Origin of the sequence: Mycobacterium paraffinicum (assembly GCF_025822865.1) — a bacterium.
GTDB classification, from domain to species: Bacteria; Actinomycetota; Actinomycetes; order Mycobacteriales; family Mycobacteriaceae; genus Mycobacterium; species Mycobacterium paraffinicum.
Window position 1 is genome coordinate 130513 of sequence record NZ_JACKUR010000025.1, and the last position, 17316, is coordinate 147828.

At 65.6% G+C, this 17316-nt stretch carries 10 protein-coding genes and 3 pseudogenes; 4 read left to right on the forward strand and 9 right to left on the reverse strand.

The window, feature by feature from the left end:
* Positions 1-2 precede the first annotated feature (2 nt).
* The 6 genes and pseudogenes from H7J89_RS15105 to H7J89_RS15130 form a co-directional block, all read right to left on the reverse strand.
* Complete coding sequence (locus tag H7J89_RS15105) at positions 3-1043, reverse strand: bifunctional DNA primase/polymerase (protein WP_264044851.1); 1041 nt, start codon at positions 1041-1043, stop codon at positions 3-5.
* Positions 1044-1349: 306 nt separating this feature from the next.
* On the reverse strand, positions 1350-1529 hold the full coding sequence (locus tag H7J89_RS15110) for a helix-turn-helix domain-containing protein (RefSeq protein ID WP_264044488.1): 180 nt from the start codon (positions 1527-1529) through the stop codon (positions 1350-1352).
* A 305-nt stretch (positions 1530-1834) separates the two neighbouring features.
* The gene (locus H7J89_RS25765; protein WP_264044489.1) at positions 1835-3232 is read right to left on the reverse strand and encodes a recombinase family protein; all 1398 of its coding nucleotides are present in this window, start codon (positions 3230-3232) and stop codon (positions 1835-1837) included.
* Between the two features lie 28 nt (positions 3233-3260).
* Positions 3261-4346 (reverse strand): annotated as a pseudogene (locus H7J89_RS15120) (13E12 repeat family protein); the annotation flags it as partial.
* 175 nt (positions 4347-4521) lie between these two features.
* Positions 4522-6492 (reverse strand): annotated as a pseudogene (locus H7J89_RS15125) (APC family permease); the annotation flags it as partial.
* A 71-nt stretch (positions 6493-6563) separates the two neighbouring features.
* Positions 6564-8510, reverse strand: coding sequence for an APC family permease (locus H7J89_RS15130; protein ID WP_372513788.1), 1947 nt, complete (start codon positions 8508-8510; stop codon positions 6564-6566).
* Between the two features lie 679 nt (positions 8511-9189).
* On the opposite strand from H7J89_RS15130, the pseudogene H7J89_RS15135 reads away from it, so the two are divergent.
* Positions 9190-10899 (forward strand): annotated as a pseudogene (locus H7J89_RS15135) (NAD-binding protein); the annotation flags it as partial.
* Between the two features lie 314 nt (positions 10900-11213).
* Positions 11214-12545: a PPE family protein, SVP subgroup gene (locus H7J89_RS15140; protein WP_264044492.1), complete on the forward strand. Its 1332-nt coding sequence runs from the start codon at positions 11214-11216 to the stop codon at positions 12543-12545.
* A 3-nt stretch (positions 12546-12548) separates the two neighbouring features.
* On the opposite strand, the gene H7J89_RS15145 is transcribed toward H7J89_RS15140, so the two are convergent.
* Entirely contained in the window at positions 12549-13979 is a 1431-nt protein-coding gene (locus H7J89_RS15145) for an FAD-dependent oxidoreductase (RefSeq protein WP_264044852.1), read from the reverse strand.
* A 293-nt stretch (positions 13980-14272) separates the two neighbouring features.
* Here H7J89_RS15145 and H7J89_RS15150 point away from each other — a divergent pair, with 293 nt between their 5' ends.
* A complete protein-coding gene (locus H7J89_RS15150; RefSeq protein WP_264044493.1) occupies positions 14273-14788 on the forward strand; it encodes a DUF732 domain-containing protein in 516 nt (171 codons plus the stop codon).
* On the opposite strand, the gene H7J89_RS15155 is transcribed toward H7J89_RS15150, so the two are convergent.
* Positions 14785-15066: a DUF3017 domain-containing protein gene (locus H7J89_RS15155; protein ID WP_264044494.1), complete on the reverse strand. Its 282-nt coding sequence runs from the start codon at positions 15064-15066 to the stop codon at positions 14785-14787. The two genes, H7J89_RS15150 and H7J89_RS15155, sit on opposite strands and share 4 nt — an antisense overlap.
* Complete coding sequence (locus H7J89_RS15160; RefSeq protein WP_264044495.1) at positions 15063-15908, reverse strand: bifunctional methylenetetrahydrofolate dehydrogenase/methenyltetrahydrofolate cyclohydrolase; 846 nt, start codon at positions 15906-15908, stop codon at positions 15063-15065. The genes H7J89_RS15155 and H7J89_RS15160 overlap by 4 nt, the downstream gene beginning before the upstream one ends.
* A gap of 138 nt (positions 15909-16046) precedes the next feature.
* Here H7J89_RS15160 and H7J89_RS15165 point away from each other — a divergent pair, with 138 nt between their 5' ends.
* Entirely contained in the window at positions 16047-17255 is a 1209-nt protein-coding gene (locus H7J89_RS15165; protein ID WP_264044496.1) for an NADH:flavin oxidoreductase, read from the forward strand.
* Positions 17256-17316 lie beyond the last annotated feature (61 nt).

Genomic DNA, 17316 nt, shown 5'->3' on the forward strand with positions numbered 1-17316 from the left:
ACTCAGACCCTCCGCAACTCGGCGGCTGCCCGCGACAGGTCCCCGCGATGATTTAGCTCGGCGTAAGCCCGAAATCGGGTGTAGCCGTGCGGTTCTCCCGCAGCGGTCGGTTCGAATACCGTCCTGGTGGAGTAGACGAAAAGCAGCCCGTTGCTGATGGTCGCGGAGCATTTCGATGTCGCCGCTGGGTGTAGCCACCGCGCGCCCTCGGCGTCGGGGTCGTTGTCCAGGCATTCCCAACCGTGCGGCTCCAGCACGTCAGCCCACGACGTGTTATCGGTGTAGGCATCGGCTATCGACTCGCCGGCTCCGAAGAAATGTCCGCCGCGTGCGAGAAAAGTGGCCGATACACTCGACTGCCGCCTCGCTTGCGGCTGGACGGCAATCAGCTCGGAAAGCCAGCCAGCATCGGCTATTTCGGCGTCGACTGCGATATAAGGGTACTGGGTGGCCGGGTGCAGGCTGGGTGGCATAACGGTGTAACCGCCAGGAAATTGCTTGATGTCAAAGCCCGGGCCGAGTTTCGCGGTCGACAGCTTGCCTTGCGGTCGACGGTAAAAGCGGTGCGCGCCGCCATCCAGCCGCCCCGATAGGTGAGTAAGCGTGCCAGGCAGCGGGCCATGTTGGGCCGTCAGTGCCGCTAGCGCCGCTGGGTGCCCGGTTGTCTTGGGATCGTTGTCGAGGGCGAAAAGGCCCGGGGCATTGGCACCGATGTTTGCGCCGGGGCACTCGACTGCCCACCATCGACAGATTGTGGCCACTTCGGTAGTCGCGTCCCAGACACCATGGCCATCTAGGCCGCACTCGCCATGGCAACGCTTACCGTCCGGCAATGTGTAACCCTTTGGGTGCGGGGACTTGATGGCCGGTTCCTTACCGGTCAGCGGGAAGACGCGCCAGCCGTTCTGGGCGTAAGTGAGCGCGAACGCCAGAAGTAATGGCGCGGTGACGGGTTGGCCGGGCATGTAATTCGCGACGAGGATATTCGCGAGGGCGAGCAGCTCGTCACGGGTGCCGGCTCCGTTGTCAGATGGACTGGGCATCACTCAGCTCTTCTTCAAGTCTGGTCTGAGTCGCCGGTTGCTTCCCGGTGTGTCGTTGTGTTGTGTGGTTGGCTTGCCCCGGCGGGATTCCGTAATCCCGGCCGGGGCCAGTTCCTTGTCCGGCCGGATTACCAGGGCTCTGACGATTGCGCCGACCAGAGGGCCTTTCGGGCTGGTTTTTGGGCCCCCTTCGCGAGCCTGCCCGCAGCAGCGCGGCGATGCGGTCGAGCTGCCCATCGGTCAGCGGCGGCCAGCCGGCAAGAACTTCGGTGACGTAATCTTCAAGGTGTTCGCATGTGGAGCTCATCAGGCCCCACCGCCGGACATGAAATCCGCCAGATCGTCTGGCCTGATACGCCATTCGTTGCCGACCTTGATCGCCGGGATCTGCCCGGCAGCGATAAGCCGCCATACCGTGCGGCGATTGCAGTTGAGCACCTCGGCAACATCATCGGCCTTCAGTAGCTTTGGCAGCGTGATGTTCACGGCAAACCCTCTCCGAGAGAACGAAAGCCGAGCGCCAAACGAGAGGGCATCTAACCCTAAATGATTTCGTCTGGCTGCTCGGCTCGCGTTTCGCGGTTCCGCCGTTCGTTTTCAGACCCACCCGGCAACGGCGTTGCGCCTCATCGCGCGGTAGCGATGGTCGGCTGGCCCTGGCACTAGCTCGCTCGTATTCAATTGTCAACAGATACGGTACCACCTAGGCGGTGCAGCTCATTTCGTGTACCACGACGGCCTGACGGTACAGATTGCTCAAATGCGTCAAATGAATCAAATGAGTCACGCCGTCAGTGCCGTGCGTTCACGGCGGCGAGCCTCGGCTCGATGTGGATCCGGCTAGGATCAAGCCCCGGGCCACCCTTGCGCGTGGCCTTATTCACGGTCACGACCATCAGCTCATCGATGATCTTGCCCTTGATGTCAGCCGCCGACGCGGCCCACGCGTCTTGGAGCTTCTCTTTGGCTTCCAACAGTTTCGCGACCGGCGAGGTGCGGGCGAGATCAGAGAGCACGCCATCGACACCTGCAAGCTGCGTCCTCAATTGAGCCGTGCCAGTACGTAATTGCGAGCCGTCGATGACACCCTCGGCAAACATCGCGGCCAGCTCGTCAAGACGGGCCTGCAGCGCCGAACGTTGGGTATATAGCGCCTCGGTGTCGATGTCGTTGACGGTGCCGATGCGCCGGTGAATGTCGCTGTCGCCCAACAGTTGCAACACGAGCGCCTCCACGAGATCATCCACCGGCTGGGCGCTGATCACGACATGCGAATTCGACTCACGGCACTCGTACTTGCGCTGCCCGGCGTTGCGGCCACCGGCGACGGCATGCCGCAGCGGGCCACTGCAGACACCGCAGCGATAGACGCCGCTGCCCATGTACTTCTTCTCAAAGCTCGTGCAGATGATGCGCGACTCGTCCGACAGGAACGCCACTAGGCCGCGGTGGGTGTCTGCGTCGATCAACGGCTCCCATTGGCCGGGGCCGACCACCTTGCCGTTATGGACATTGAGCGCGGCATAGCGCGGATTGACCAGCAGCCGCCGCACGTTTGGCGCGGTGAACTTGTTACCACGGGTGCCGGTGACGCCGGTCGTATTCCATTCACGGGCAACCTGTTTGATGCTCTTGCCCGCCAGCACGTCGACCACGGCGGTGCGGAACATGGTGGCCTCCGGCTCCAATGGGACGCCGCGCTGGGTGTAACCGAATGGCCGATTTGCGGTCTGCCACTTGCCACTTGCGGCCTTCTGCGCGTTAGCGCGCTTGCGGCGCTCGGCGGTGTGTTCGGACTCCTGGCGGGCCACACTGCCCAGGATGCGCGCCATCATGCGCCCCGCGCTGGTGGACAGGTCCAGGTCCCCACCTTGCACCGTCTTGATGGTGATGCGGTTTCTCTCGGCAATGTCGATCAGCCGCTCTAGGTCACGCATAGAGCGGTAGAGCCGGTCGGTGTGCCAGCAGATCAGCGAGTTGAACTTGCCGCCCGCCATGTCGGCGAGCATGGTCTCGAAGCCGGGGCGGCGCTTGCCGTTGAATGCCGATAGATCGTTGTCGTCGTAGCGGATGACGACTTCCCAGCCGAGGCGGGCGGCGAGGTTGGCGCAGTCCTCAAGCTGGCGGGCCACGCCGAGCCCTTCGCCGGTTTGATCTGCGGATATACGGGTGTAGATGGCGGTCCTCACGCCGCTAGCTTAGCAGTGCATTACCGCGGCGTTTGTTGGCGTAGAGGACGATGCGTTGGCCGGGGGATGCCAGCCGTTTCGTGTGGTAGAGGGCCAGGGGTTTGGCGTTGTCGAAGACGGCCAGGTAGTGATGGGCGTGGCGGGCCAGCCGGATCACGTCGCTGATCGGCAGCAGCGTGCCCCCACCGGTCAGTCCGCGCCCGGCGGCGGCCTCCAGGTCTTGCAGCGTGGTGGTGATGATGATGGAGGCCGGTAACCCGTTGTGCTGGCCAAGCTTTCCCGACGCCAGCAGAGCGCGGGATGCCGCGAGCAGCCCGTCGTGGTTGCGTTGCGCGGTGCTGCGGGTGTCGCGGTCGATGGCGTCTTGGCTGGGAGCGCCGTCCACGCACGGGCTGTCATCGAGCGGGTTGCACATGCCTGGCGCGGCCAGTTTGGCCAGCACCGCCTCGAGGGAGGCGCGTAGTTCGGGGGTGATCATGGCCCGCAGCTGCGACATGCCATCGGGGCCCTGCCTGCCCAAGACCAGGCCGCGGCGGCGGGCCCGGTCGTTGTCGGTAAAGGTGCCATCGGGGTTCAGGCAATCGGCGACGTGATCGGCCAGCTCGGCCAGGGGTTCAGGGCGAAAATGGATGCCCTTGGCGGCCAGGTCGGCCTCGACGGCCTCGCGGGTGTCGGCATCGACCCAGCCGGGCAGCTGACGGAAGAACCGGCGGATCACCGCGACCTGCCCGGTGCCCAGCGTGCCCTCGCGCTGGGCGGCGGCGGTCGCCGGCAGGAGCGGCTCCAGCGGTTCGCCGGTCAGCCCGCGCCGCGGGCCCAGCTCGGCGGCCTCCCGCACGCGCCGGGACGCTTCCGCGCGGCTGATCAACGCGGCCTCGGCGATCGCGTGCGGAAGGGTGCCACCCAACTCTTCCGGGGTGGCCTGCTGACCAAGGGAGTTGATCAGCGGATGCTCGATGGCCGGCAGCTGCCGGCGCACCTTTTCACAGCGCTCCAAGATCGCCAGGTGCTGCTGAACATTCATCGCCTCCACCGGCAACGCGCGGGCGCGAGCCAAGGCGGCATCAAGGTCGTCGAACACCGCGTCGACATCCGGATGACCACCTGCACTCACACCCCCAAACTAGCGATGCCCACCGACAAAAACGCTCCCCAAATCGCCACAGATGCACACTCGTGCAAATGAATTCGGATCAGTTGTCGACAGGGCCGAGAATCGGCGTCGGAAGGGGCTGACTATTTCTACGGGGTTCGGATCAGTCGTCGACCAGGCTGAGGACCGGCGTCGGCACCGGATCGACCTCTTCGGCGGTGCGAGGCTCATCGCCGGCGGGCGCGACCCGTGCAATCCGTGACTCGATGTCGTAGGGCACGATGATTGCCGTCGCACCTCGGACGCGGCTGACAACACGCGCCATCTTGTCAGCCGTTCGGTCGTGCAGTAGCCGGCCCAAGAGCGGTGAATAGGTGCGCCGTGGCAACAGCACCGTCACCCTGGTGTCCGGATGGTCCTTGAGGACGCGCACCACCAATTCGTGTGCGGCCCGGCTCAGATGGCGATCCGGACAGTTGATCAGCCACATCGGGGTGTCGTGCTCGAAGCGATCCCAACGCTCGCGCAGCCGCACGGCATGGTCGACGTCGACCACAAAGTGCACCGCGGTTAGCTCGTCGGCATGCAGGCCGTAGCCGAGACGCACCGCCTCGATCTCAGCCAGGTCAATCGTGTCCACGAACACCAGCACCTGCAGCCGCGGATGCCGCGCAAGGTCAAGGTCTTCCGTGCGCGACATCTCCAGCACGGACGCCTCGTCACGGTATTTCCGGTTCAGCCGCATCAAGGCCAGCACCAGCAACGGGAAGATGACGACGATGAGCCACGCTCCCTCGGTGAACTTGGCCACCACGAAGATTCCCACCACAATCGTCGACATGATTCCCGCCGACAGATTCACCACCAACTTGAATCGCCACCCCTCCCCCCGCCGGGTCAGATGATGCTTGGCCATGCCGTAGCCGGCCATCGCGAATGCGGTGAACACGCCGATCGCGAAAAACGGCACCAGGGCACTCACCTTGGCTTCGGTGACGATGAGCAACACCATCGCCAGCGCGGTCAGCACGAAGATGCCGTTCGAGAACACCAGGCGATGGCCGCGCTTGGTCAAGGGGCGAGGCAAAAAGCGGTCCTCGGCAACGAAACTCGCCAGCGCGGGGAAACCATTGAAGCTGGTATTGCAACCCGTGAACAGGATTGCCGCGGTCGACGCCTGCACCAAGATGTAGAGCAGATTGCCGATCACGCCGTGACCGAAGACCGCCCGGGCGATCTCGGACAACATCGACGGGTATTCATCGCGATAGGGCGCGGCGTGGGTGACGTGCGTCAGCCACGCGACGCCCGCGAGCAGGAAGCCGAGGATGAAGGCCATCCACGTCAGCACCCGACGGGCGTTGACGCCCTGGGGTTTCTGAAAGACGTTGACGGTGTTAGACACCGCCTCGACACCGGTCAGTGAGGTACCGCCGTTGGCGAAGGCGCGCAACACGATCAGGATGCTCGCGCCCATGACCAGGCCGCCACCCTGATGAACCGGTACCGCACCCGCGATGTGCTGCGGGTCGTATCTCGGTAATCCCCAGAATATTTCACGAACAAAGCCGGTCAAGATCGTCACCGTGATCATGCCGACGAAAGCATAGGTCGTCATCGCGAACGTGCGCCCCGATCGCCGCAGTCCGCGCAGGTTGGCCAGGCAGATCAGGACCACCGCCGCCAGCGTGATCTCCAGGTGGTAGGGCCGTAGCTGCGGAATCGCCGACACGACCGCGACGGTCGCGGCCGCGGGCTGCACCGCCACGGTAACCACGTAATCGATGAGGAGCGCGGCGGCGGCAACCTGCGCCACCCGGGGTCCAAAGTTCTCCCGTGCGACGGTATAAGACCCGCCGGCCCGCGTGTAGACCATGACGACCTGGCGGTATGACGCGGCTACCAACGCGAGGACCACCAGAATGACTCCGGTAATCGGAAGCACCAACGCGAAAGCCGCCATCCCGGCGGCCGGCAGCAGTTCGATCATGATCTGCTCGGTGCCGTACGCGGTCGAGGAGATCGCGTCGGGTGAAAGTGCTCCGAGTGCAACGGGGTTCGGCAATCTCTCCCCGTCCAGCTGGTCGGTGGTCAGCGGCTGTCCGAGAAAAAGCCGTTTGCACTTGTCGGTAAAGGACAGCGGTATCCCGCCACTCGGTTGCGTCACAACATCCCTTCCTCGAAGGCTTCTCAAGCGATTTGGATCCAGGCACGGGCCCGACTCGAGCCCGGATAACGTCATCCCGCGCGGGTGACCTCGGCGATGCGGGACTCGATGTCATAGGGCACGATCTGCGCGACCGCGCCCGGAATGCGGCTGACGGCGCGGGCTATCTTGTCCGCCGTGCGGTCATGCAGCAGCCGGCCGACGAGCGGCGAATAGGTTCGGCGTGGCAGCAGCACTGTCGCCTTGGTGTCTGGATGGTCCTTAAGCACCTGCAGCACCAACTCGTGCGCGGCGCGTCCCAAATGTCGATCGGGGCAGTCCACCAACCGCAGGGATGTGTCGTGTTCGAATACCTCCCACCGCTTCTGTAGGCGGGCGGCATGATCGGAGTCGATCACGAAATGCACGACGGTCAACTCGTCGGCGTGCAGGCCGTTTCCATATCGCAGCGCTTCCACCTCCGCCAGGTCGATGGCATCGACGAAGACGAAGACCCGGTGCCGGGTGTAGCGGGCCAGGACGGGCTTCTCGGTGCGGGACATCTCCAGCACAGAGGCCTCCGCGCGGTACTGCCGGTTCAGTCGCATCAACGCCAGCACCAGCAGCGGGAAGACGACGACAATGAGCCAGGCGCCCTCGCTGAACTTGGCCACCGCAAAGATCCCCACGACGACCGTCGACAGAATCCCGGCCGAGAAGTTCACCAGCACCTTGCGCCGCCAGCCCGGGCTGCGCGAGCTCAGGTAATGCTTCGACATCCCATAGCCGGCCATGGAGAATCCGGTGAACACACCGATCGCGTAGAAGGGCACCAGCGCATCAACCGAGCCCCCGGTGATGAGGAGCAATCCGATCGACAGCGCGGTCAGCGCGATGATGCCATTGGAGAAGACCAGTCGATGGCCGCGTTTCATCAGTGGGCGTGGCAAAAACCGGTCCCCGGCAACGAAACTCGCAAGCGCGGGAAAGCCGTTGAAGCTCGTGTTGCCGCCGGTGTAGAGGATCGCCGCGGTCGATGCCTGCACCAAGATGTAGAGCAGATTGCCGATCACGCCGTGACCGAAGACGGCCCGGGCGATCTCGGACAACATCGAGGGGTACCCATCGGTGTACGGGACGGCGTGGGTCACGTGCGTCAGCCACGCCACGCCTGCGAGCAGGAACGCGAGGATGCAGGCCATGATCGTCATGACGCGCCGGGCGTTGACGCCCTCCGGCTTGCGGAAAGTGGTGACCGTGTTCGATATGGCTTCGACTCCGGTCAGTGATGAGCCACCGTTCGCGAACGCGCGCAATACAATCAGAACGGTCGCACCCATCACCAATCCGCCGCCCTGGTGGACCGGCACCGCTCCGGTGATGTGCTGGGGATCGTATGTCGGGAGGTTTCCGCACATCTCGCGAACGACTCCGACAACGATGGTCAGCGACACCATGGCCACGAAGGCGTAGGTGGGCACCGCGAAACGGGCTCCCGCTTCCCGCAGCCCGCGCAGGTTCGCAAAGCACATCAACAACACCATGCCGACGGTGATCTCCAGGCTGTAGGGGCCCAGCATCGGCAACGCCGAAGCCACCGCCACGGTCCCCGCGGCGCATTGCACGGCGACCGTGACCACGTAGTCGATCAGCAGTGCCGCCGCGGCGACCTGCGCCACCCGAGGGCCGAAATTCTCCCGCGCGACCACGTACGATCCGCCGGACCGCGTATAGACCATGACAACTTGGCGATACGACGCCGCGACCAGCACCAGGATCACGAGAATGACGCCGGTGATGGGAAGCAGCAGGGCGAACGCCGCCATCCCGGCCGCAGGCAGCAGTTCGATCATGATCTGCTCGGAGCCGTATGCGGTCGAGGAGATCGCGTCGGGCGACAGCACCCCGAGCGCGACCGGGTTGGACAACTTCTCGTGTTCGAGCTGTGAGTTGATCAGGGGCCTACCGAGAAGGCCCCGCTTGCACACGTCGGACAGTGATGACCATGCCCTGTGCTCGCCGTGTTGCTGGTCAGCCAAAGATGTTGGCACAGAACATATTCCTTCCCCCGCATGCCTTGAAACCTTTTCCCAAGCGATGATGCCCGCCGAAAGCGTATCTGCCGCAATTGTTTTTGTCGCCCCGCCTTCTCCGGCCGGGAACCATAGACACAGGAAATTGTCAGAAGAACTGCCAGCACACTCCCAGCGGGTGACCTGGATGTAACACAGAATGCGTCGCTGGTAACAAACGCTCAGCTTCCGAGCTTCGCGAGCATCCGAACTTCCATCGCCACACCCGCTGCGCGATACGGCAATTCGCTTCTAGGTCGTTTTCATGCCGCACCACCCTATACGGACAGTAAACGCACAGGCATGTCAAAGGTGTTGTACAGCAGTGGTTCTGGACGCTGCGGTGACGCTCCCATTTATACCAGTTGACACAATACCCACTTGTATAAATTGAGTTACGTTGCACTCCAGCGCATTCGAGTAGGCGATTCCGAGCGTCGACGGCTTTCCTCTATGGAGGACTGAAGGGTTCGCGCTCGCGGTATCCGGAATCTGTCTGTTAGCATCGAATTAGATCTCCATTCCCTTGGAGTAGCGCGCGATGCCCGCTCAGCAAATAAACGCCTGTGCCACATGGGTTTCGCGGCACTGCTCGTGATCAACGTCGACGGAGAGGTAGCCGTGGTTCGCGGAGAGGTGAAACGTCATGACCCAGTGCATCATCGTCAGCGGCGATGACGCGCTGGCGTCGACCATCGTCGACGAGTTGAAGAGGGCCGGCGCGAGCGTCGCCAGGCTCCTCGATTCGGAACTCGCCGGCGCCCGCGTCAAGACCGAACTCGCCAAGGCGGGAGTCGCCACAGCGTCGGCTGTGGTGTGCGCCGGAGATGACGACGCGACAAACTTGGAGATCGCGCTGCTGGCGCGGAAGGCCAACCCGAACATCCGCGTGGTGGCCCGGGTGGCCAACGACGTACTGCGCGACGCCGTCGCCGCAGACGAAGGTCCGAGCGCGATCCTCGGCGTTGCCGACCTTGCCGGCGCCGCAGTCGTCGAGGCGTGCCTGGCGCGCACCACGCACCCCTTCGAGGTGGCAGGCATCGAGTTCGTGGCCTTCGGCGCCGAGGCCCCGTTCGATGCGTCGCTCCGGGAGATCTACGGCGACCTCGCCCCGGTGGCGATGGTTCCCAACGAGAATGCGGCCAACGCCGGCGAGGTCTTGGTATGCCCGGGGCGGGATCTGCGGGTCAGCGCCGGCGACTGGACGGCGATGATCGGTACCACCGAGGAGGTCGCCGCGTGCGGCGTGAAGGTGCCGCGTCAGGACAGAATGCGGGCACGCCAATCGCGCTTGCGCCGGGTCCTGTATGCCGCCCGCGCCCTGCCCGACGAGGTCAACCCCGCGTTCTATCCCGTGATTGCCGCCCTGATCTTGTTGGTCATCGGCTCGACGACGCTGCTGCACTTCTCCTACACCCACCCGGGGATGTCCTGGACCGACGCGTTCTACTTCACCAACGAGACGATCACAACGACGGGTTACGGCGACTTCAGCTTCGCCAAACAGCCGACCTGGCTGCGGCTATACGCCGCCGTGCTGATGTTGGCCGGTGTGACCACCACCGCCCTGCTTGTCGCCTTCATCGCCGACGTGCTGCTATCGCGGCGATTTCTCACGTTGTCCGCTGGCCCGCGAGCACGCCATCTACGCAACCACATCATCGTGGTCGGGTTGAGCGCGCTCGGGGTCCGGGTTGTCACCGACCTGACCGAGGCCGGTTATGACGTGGCGGTTATCGAGCGTGACCAGAACAACCCGTTTCTGTCGACGACAGCCGAGCTCGACGTGCCAGTCATCTTCGGGGACGCGACATTACGCCCGACCCTGGAAGCCGCCCGGGTCGACAGCGCCCGCGCGGTCGCGGTGTTGACCCGAGACGACATGGTCAACATCGAGACCGGGATCGTGGTTCGCGAAATGTTGGGCTCCGAGCCGGCACCATCCGGAAATCGATGGAGCAAGGTCCCGCTCGTTCTGCGGGTGTACGACCACGACCTGGGCTCGGCCGTCGCCCAACGGTTCGGCTTCGAAAACGTCCGTTCCACGGTTGAGCTGACCGCGCCGTGGTTCATCGGTGCGGCGATGGGCCTGCAGGTCCTGGGCACGTTTTCGGTCGGAAACCGATCGTTTCTGATCGGCGGAATGTACGTGCAGGCCGGCAGCGAACTCGACGGCCTGCAGATGTTCGAAGTATCGACTCAAACCCGTGTCATCGCAGTCACTCGGCACGACGCCCCTGTTCGGCTGCACCCGCGCCGCGACTCCCGGCTCAGCGCCGGTGACACCGTTTACCTCGTGGGTCCCTACCGAGAACTCATCGCCACCTTGCGTAAGGGGCAGCCGCTGCCGCGGCCGGCCGCGGATGGATCGCTCACCGGCGACGAATGTCGGTGCGCGGACGCTGGAATGGACGCCGACGCGTCGAATGAAGACAACGTTCGACGCCTCCAACCGATCAGAGGGGGGCGCGGCGTAGCGAGCCATTGACCGCCACATCACACTGATTCTCGCGTTGACCGAGTTGGACGACCGACCCTCGGCGACGTCTCGGCGCAGGCTAAGCCGCGCCATGCCATCAATTCATTTAGGGGGAGGCTTTGTCGTCCATGGCTCTGAGGATTGCCGCGTGTGCGTGCGATCCGCTCTCGTTCGAATAGCTAGGCCTTGCAATGGATTTTGCGACGCTTCCGCCAGAGGTCAACTCGGGCCTGATGTATGCCGGTCCGGGTTCGGGGCCAATGCTTGCCGCCGCCCAGGCATGGGAATCGATTGCAGCAGAGCTATATAACGCCGCGGGCTCGTATGAATCGGTGGTCTCTGGCCTCATCGCCGGGCCCTGGCTGGGTCCCTCGTCGATCATGATGGCTGCCGCCGCCAACTCCTACGTGTCGTGGTTGAGCACAACCGCCGCGCAGGCGGAGCAGACCGCCACGCAAGCCATTGCCGCCGCCGCCGCCTACGAGTCCGCGTTCGCGGCAACGGTGCCGCCCCCGGCGGTGGCGGCGAACCGCAGCCAACTGGCGATGCTTGTTGCCACGAATCTGTTGGGGCAGAACACGCCTGCGATCGCGGCGACCGAAGCTCAGTACGGTGAGATGTGGGCGCAAGACGCGGTCGCGATGTACGGCTACGCGGGATCCTCAGCGGCGGCGACGCAGATGACGCCGTTCACCCAACCACAGCAGAACACCGATTCGGGGGCGCAGGCCAGTGCGGTCAGCCAGGCCGCCGAGCTGCCCGCCGGGTCCGTGCAGAGCGGGGTCTCGAGCGCCACGGGGTCGGCGGCCCCGGCGCCTGGGGCCGCGGGCGCTGCGGCGTCCGCGCTCGGCGTGAACTCGCCGTTGGACCTGATCAACGTGGGTGCGGACGCGATTGCCTATGGAGTCGACGCCCCATTGGCCCCGCTGGGAGCGGTGTCCATGCCCATCGACCTGGTCGGTGCTGAGACCGGTTTGCACACCGATGACATCGTCAGTGACTGGGATGCCAACGGCGCGCCCCTGTCGGTGGTGAGGAGCGTAACACCGCCCGTTCCGGCGACGACACCCGATGTGGTGTCCAGGACGGTGTCGGCGGGAGTGGGCGAGTCCGACTCGATCGGCCGGCTCTCGGTGCCGCCGACCTGGGTTGCGGCGACGCCGGCGGTACGCCCGATCGCGCTCGCGTTGCCGGCCGCGCCCGCCGGTGCCGCGGCCACGGCGATGGCGCCCGGTTTCGAGAGCACGTTCGGCGAGATGGCCCTCGCGGGCACGGCCGGACGTGCAATTCGCGACGCCGTCGGCAGGCGTTACAGCGACCGAGGAATCGCGGAACCGGTTGGCAGGCTGCCGATCAACGATCGAGCGTCCGCTGCGGAAGAAGAGCAGCCCACAGAGAGCGAGCCGCGCACCGTGGTGACGGGCATCGCCGCCGAGATCCGCGAATTCGCCCGGCTGCGCGACGAGGGGCTGATATCCGACGAGGAGTACGTCGAGCAACGTAACCGCCTGCTCGGCCGCTAAGACCTAGAAATTCAGCCCCGAGAACATGACTCGGTTCGGGTCGTACTTCTGGCGCACGGTCGTCAGTCGCGACAGGTTCGAGCCGAAGTAGCGCGCAGGCGCGCCATTGGCCTCCAGGTAGTTCACGTATCCACCGACCGAAATCTGTTGCACCGCTTGGTGTGCGGAGCTAAGCCAGCTGTTCGCGGCGCTGACCTGGCTGCTGGAGGGTTCGACGTACCACTGCAGGACGGCGGCCTGATTGCGCCACGGGAACGCGGTGTCACCCGCGGCCACGTCCGCGACGGCGCCACCGAGCGGGTCGACGAGGACCGACGCCTGTCCGGCGCCTGCCGGCCATTGCCCTATCGCGGTGGCAATGGCATGGGCCGCAGCGGAATCCACCGGCCCGATGACGTCGGATCCGGCCACGAAGGAGCGTGCCGGAGGGTTGGCGCTACCGCCGGCCAGGAACATCACCAGATCCGTGCGGTTCATCGACTTGTTCGACACCGAGGTGGGCGCCACCCCGACCGCGGACTTGATCGCATCGGCCACTCCCGACCCCGCGCCCGCCGGGCATGTCGCCAGCACATGGCAATTCGGGGCGGAGCCGACCATGAGATCGACGATCCCCCAGGTGTTTCGGTCGGCGGCGTTGAGCCAGGACTGCCAGCCGACGAGCACCTGGGTGGCCGACGCGGGCGGGAAGTCGAGCCGCACGACGTCGCTGTCGGCCGTCGCGAAGGTGGAGAACGTCATCGACGTCGTCACCCCGAAATTGCCGCCGCCACCGCCGCGAAGCGCCCAGAACAGATCCGGGTTGTCGTTGGCCGAGGCGGTCACCACGTCGCCGCTGGGCAACACGACCGTCGCCGACTGCAGCGCGTCACAGGTCAGGCCCGCGCGCCGGGTGTCGGGCCCGATCCCACCGCCGAGCGCGAGTCCCGCGACACCGACGGTCGGGCACGTACCGCTGGGTATCGCGCGCCCGGCGCCGGTCAACGCCTGATGGATCGTGTACAGGGTGGTCGCCGGGGTGACGGTGACGTTGTTGCCGTCGAAGTTGGCGCCACCCGGAAGCCCACGCAGGTCCACGACCAACGTGCCGTTGGCGCTCGATGCACCGACGTACGAATGCCCACCGCCGCGCGGCGCGACCTTGAGGTTGTTGGCCGCCGCGAACGCGACAGCCTTCTGCACGTCGGCCTGCGACGAAACCGTCACGACCGCAGCGGGACTGGAGTTGTCATAGAACGAGTTGAAAACCTTTTTACTGGTGGAGAATTGAGCGGCATTGGTCGGCAGGACAACGGTGCCGCCAATGGAGGAGGCCAGCCCGCCCCATCCGGCGACGGGATCCGCCGCGGCCCGCGCAGTGCCCAGAACCGCACCGGTCGCCAGCATTCCGACGGCGCCGCGGATAAAGGTCTGGCGCGAGATGTCCCTCTGCAACCAGGCGTCCACAGGACGGCTGCGATTCGTCGTCATGTGCGGAGATTCTTAAACATTTCTCACCGAAAATCCGGGAGCTGACGGCCGTGTCAGATCACAGTGTGGCCTCGATCCGCCGAGGGCCTTGACGGCATACGCGCGCCAATAATCGACGCTGCGGCCGCGGCGATGGCGCAAAACGCTTATTGTGCGAAGCTTTATCCCACCGTGTCGCAAACGTGACAGTGATAGCTCAGAGTTCGTAACGTGATTCGAGTGCATTCGGCGCACTCCACGAACGAGGGGGAGGCTGCATGAAGGCACTGGCACGAACGCATCAAGGGATCTGGATGTTTCGCCACCAGCCTCTGACGGTTCGCCTGCTGGCCGTGGTCGCAGGCCTGCTCACCGCGGCCTCGGCGTTCGCCGCTCCAGCCGAGGCGGACAACCCCGACGACAACTTCATCGACGCGCTCAACCACGCCGGAATCGACTTCGGCGAACCCGGCAACGCGATGTCGGTCGGGGAGTCCATCTGCCCCATGCTCGCCCAGCCGGGCGGCAACTTCGCCGCCGCCGCGTCCAGCGTGTCCGGCCGGGGCATGTCCCCGATGATGGCGCGCATGTTCACCACCATCGCGATACAGACCTACTGTCCCGAGCAGATGGCAAACCTGGCCAGCGGCAATCTGTCCGGCGCGGTGCCGCAGATGCCCGGAATGGCCGGGCAGATCCCCGGCATGCCCGGGATGGCGGGGCAGATCCCCGGGATGGCGGGAGGGCAGATCCCCGGGATGGCCGGGCAGATTCCGGCGGTCCCGGGTTTCTAACGGGTGCCGAGCGGATCGATGGTCCACGCGATGTAGACCATCGCCCCCGCGACCGTCGCGGTGGTGATGAAGTCAATTCCCTTGCTACGCACCGCCAAGAGACCGGACCGATCATCGGACAGCACCAGTCGCAGCGCCGCCGCCAGACCGACACCGATACCGATCAGCAGCGCACCGCGACGCCAGAAGCTGGCCCCCACCAGCGCGAGCGCCGTGGCGAAGGTCAAGCCGACCAGCAGGATTGGCCACTGGGCCCTGACGACGGCCCTCGCGCTCATTGCCGCTCGGCCAGCTCGACGACGTTGCTCAGCAGGAACGCCCGGGTCAACGGGCCGACTCCGCCGGGATTCGGCGACACGTGGCCGGCGACCCCCCACACGTCGGGGTGCACGTCGCCGACCAACCCGTTGTCGGTCCGGCTGACGCCCACGTCGACGACCGCGGCGCCCGGGCGCACCATGTCGGCGGTCAGCATGTGCGGCACCCCGACGGCGGCCACGACGATGTCCGCCTGCCGGGTGTACGCGGCCAGATCGCGAGTTCCGGTGTGGCACAACGTCACCGTGGCGTTCTCGGAGCGGCGGGTGAGCAGCAGCCCCAGCGGACGACCGACCGTCACACCGCGGCCGATGATGACCACGTGCGCCCCCGCGATCTCGACGTCGTAGCGCCGCAGCAGGTGCACGATCCCGCGTGCGGTACACGGCAGCGGCGCCGGAACGCTGAGCACCAGCCGGCCGAGGTTCGTCGGGTGCAGTCCGTCCGCGTCCTTGTTCGGGTCGACCCGCTCCAGCGCCGCGTTCTCGTCCAGCTGCTTGGGCAGCGGCAACTGCACGATGTAGCCGGTGCAGTCGGGGTTGGCGTTCAGCTCGTCGATGGTGTCTTCCAGCGTCGCGGTGCTGATGTCGGCGGGCAGGTCGCGGCGGATCGACGTAATGCCGACCTTGGCGCAGTCCGCGTGCTTGCCCCGGACATAGGCCTGCGAGCCGGGATCGTCACCGACCAGGATGGTGCCCAGTCCGGGGGTGCGACCCGACGCGGTCAGTGCGGCCACCCGTTGTTTGAGGTCGACGAAGATCTCGTCGCGGGTGGCCTTGCCGTCCAGAGTGATTGCGCCCACGCCTGACAGTCTGGCACGGTCGATGATGGCGACCCGCCACGCCCGGCTTCGCCGCGCTTGCGATCGCCACGGTGCCCGATGATGGCGACCCGCCACGCCCGGCTTCGCCGCGCTTGCGGTCGCCATTAAGCTCCCGATATGTCAACCCCTCCGGACGTGTTCAGCCCGGCCAAGCTCGGCCCGATCACGCTGCGCAACCGCACCATCAAATCGGCGACCTTTGAAGCCCGCACGCCCGACACCTTGGTGACCGACGACCTGATCGAATACCACCGCCAGCCCGCGGCGGGCGGTGTCGGCATGACGACCGTCGCCTACTGCGCCGTCTCCCCCGGCGGCCGCACCGAGGGCAACGGGATCTGGATGCGTCCGGAGACGGTGCCCGGTTTCCGCCGCCTCACCGACGCGATCCACGCCGAGGGCGCGGCGGTCAGCGCGCAGATCGGCCACGCCGGTCCGGTCGCCAACGCCAAATCCAACAAGGCCAGGGCGCTGGCGCCGGTGCGGTTCTTCAATCCGATCGGGATGCGGTTCGCCAAGAAGGCGACCCGCGACGACATCAACGACGTCATCGAAGGGCACGCCAACGCCGTCCGCCTGGCCATCGAGGCCGGGTTCGACGCGGTCGAAATCCATTTGGGCCACAACTACTTGGCGAGCTCATTCCTGTCTCCGCTGATCAACCGCCGCGACGACGAGTTCGGCGGATCGCTGGAGAACCGGGCGAAGGTGTCCCGCGGCATAGTGATGGCCGTTCGCCGCGCGGTGGAAAAAGAGGGCACGCCGATCGCGGTGACCGCCAAGCTGAACATGACCGACGGCGTTCGCGGCGGCATCAGCACCGAAGAGTCGCTGACCACGGCCAAGTGGCTGCAGGACGACGGCGGGCTGGACGCGATCGAGCTCACCGCGGGCAGCTCGCTGGTCAACCCGATGTACCTGTTCCACGGCGACGCGCCGCTCAAGGACTTCGCCGCCGCCTTCAAGCCACCGCTGAGCTGGGGCATGCGCATGACGGGCAAGAAGTTCCTGCGCGAGTACCCCTATCGCGAGGCCTATCTGTTGCGCCACGCCAAGCTGTTCCGCGCCGAGTTGACGATGCCGCTGATCCTGCTGGGCGGCATCACCAACCGGGACACGATGGACCTCGCGATGGCCGAGGGATTCGACTTTGTCGCGATGGGCCGGGCGCTGCTGGCCGAGCCGGACCTGATCAATCGGATCGCCGCCGACGGCGCCGCGCACAGCGTGCATTCGGCGTGCACCCACTGCAACAAGTGCATGGCCACGATCTACACGCGGACGCGGTGCGTGGTCACGGGCGCGCCGGATCTGCTGGCCCACTGACGATAGCGGGCCGCTGACGCACATTTGGGCCTCAGGTTGGCCTGGGGTCCACGAGTTAGAG

Coding starts and splice junctions, on each gene's coding strand:
- H7J89_RS15105 (WP_264044851.1), bottom strand. CDS start 1,043: ATGCCCAGTCCATCTGACAACGGAGCCGGCACCCGTGACGAGCTGCTC.
- H7J89_RS15140 (WP_264044492.1), top strand. CDS start 11,214: ATGGATTTTGCGACGCTTCCGCCAGAGGTCAACTCGGGCCTGATGTAT.
- H7J89_RS15150 (WP_264044493.1), top strand. CDS start 14,273: ATGAAGGCACTGGCACGAACGCATCAAGGGATCTGGATGTTTCGCCAC.
- H7J89_RS15155 (WP_264044494.1), bottom strand. CDS start 15,066: ATGAGCGCGAGGGCCGTCGTCAGGGCCCAGTGGCCAATCCTGCTGGTC.
- H7J89_RS15165 (WP_264044496.1), top strand. CDS start 16,047: ATGTCAACCCCTCCGGACGTGTTCAGCCCGGCCAAGCTCGGCCCGATC.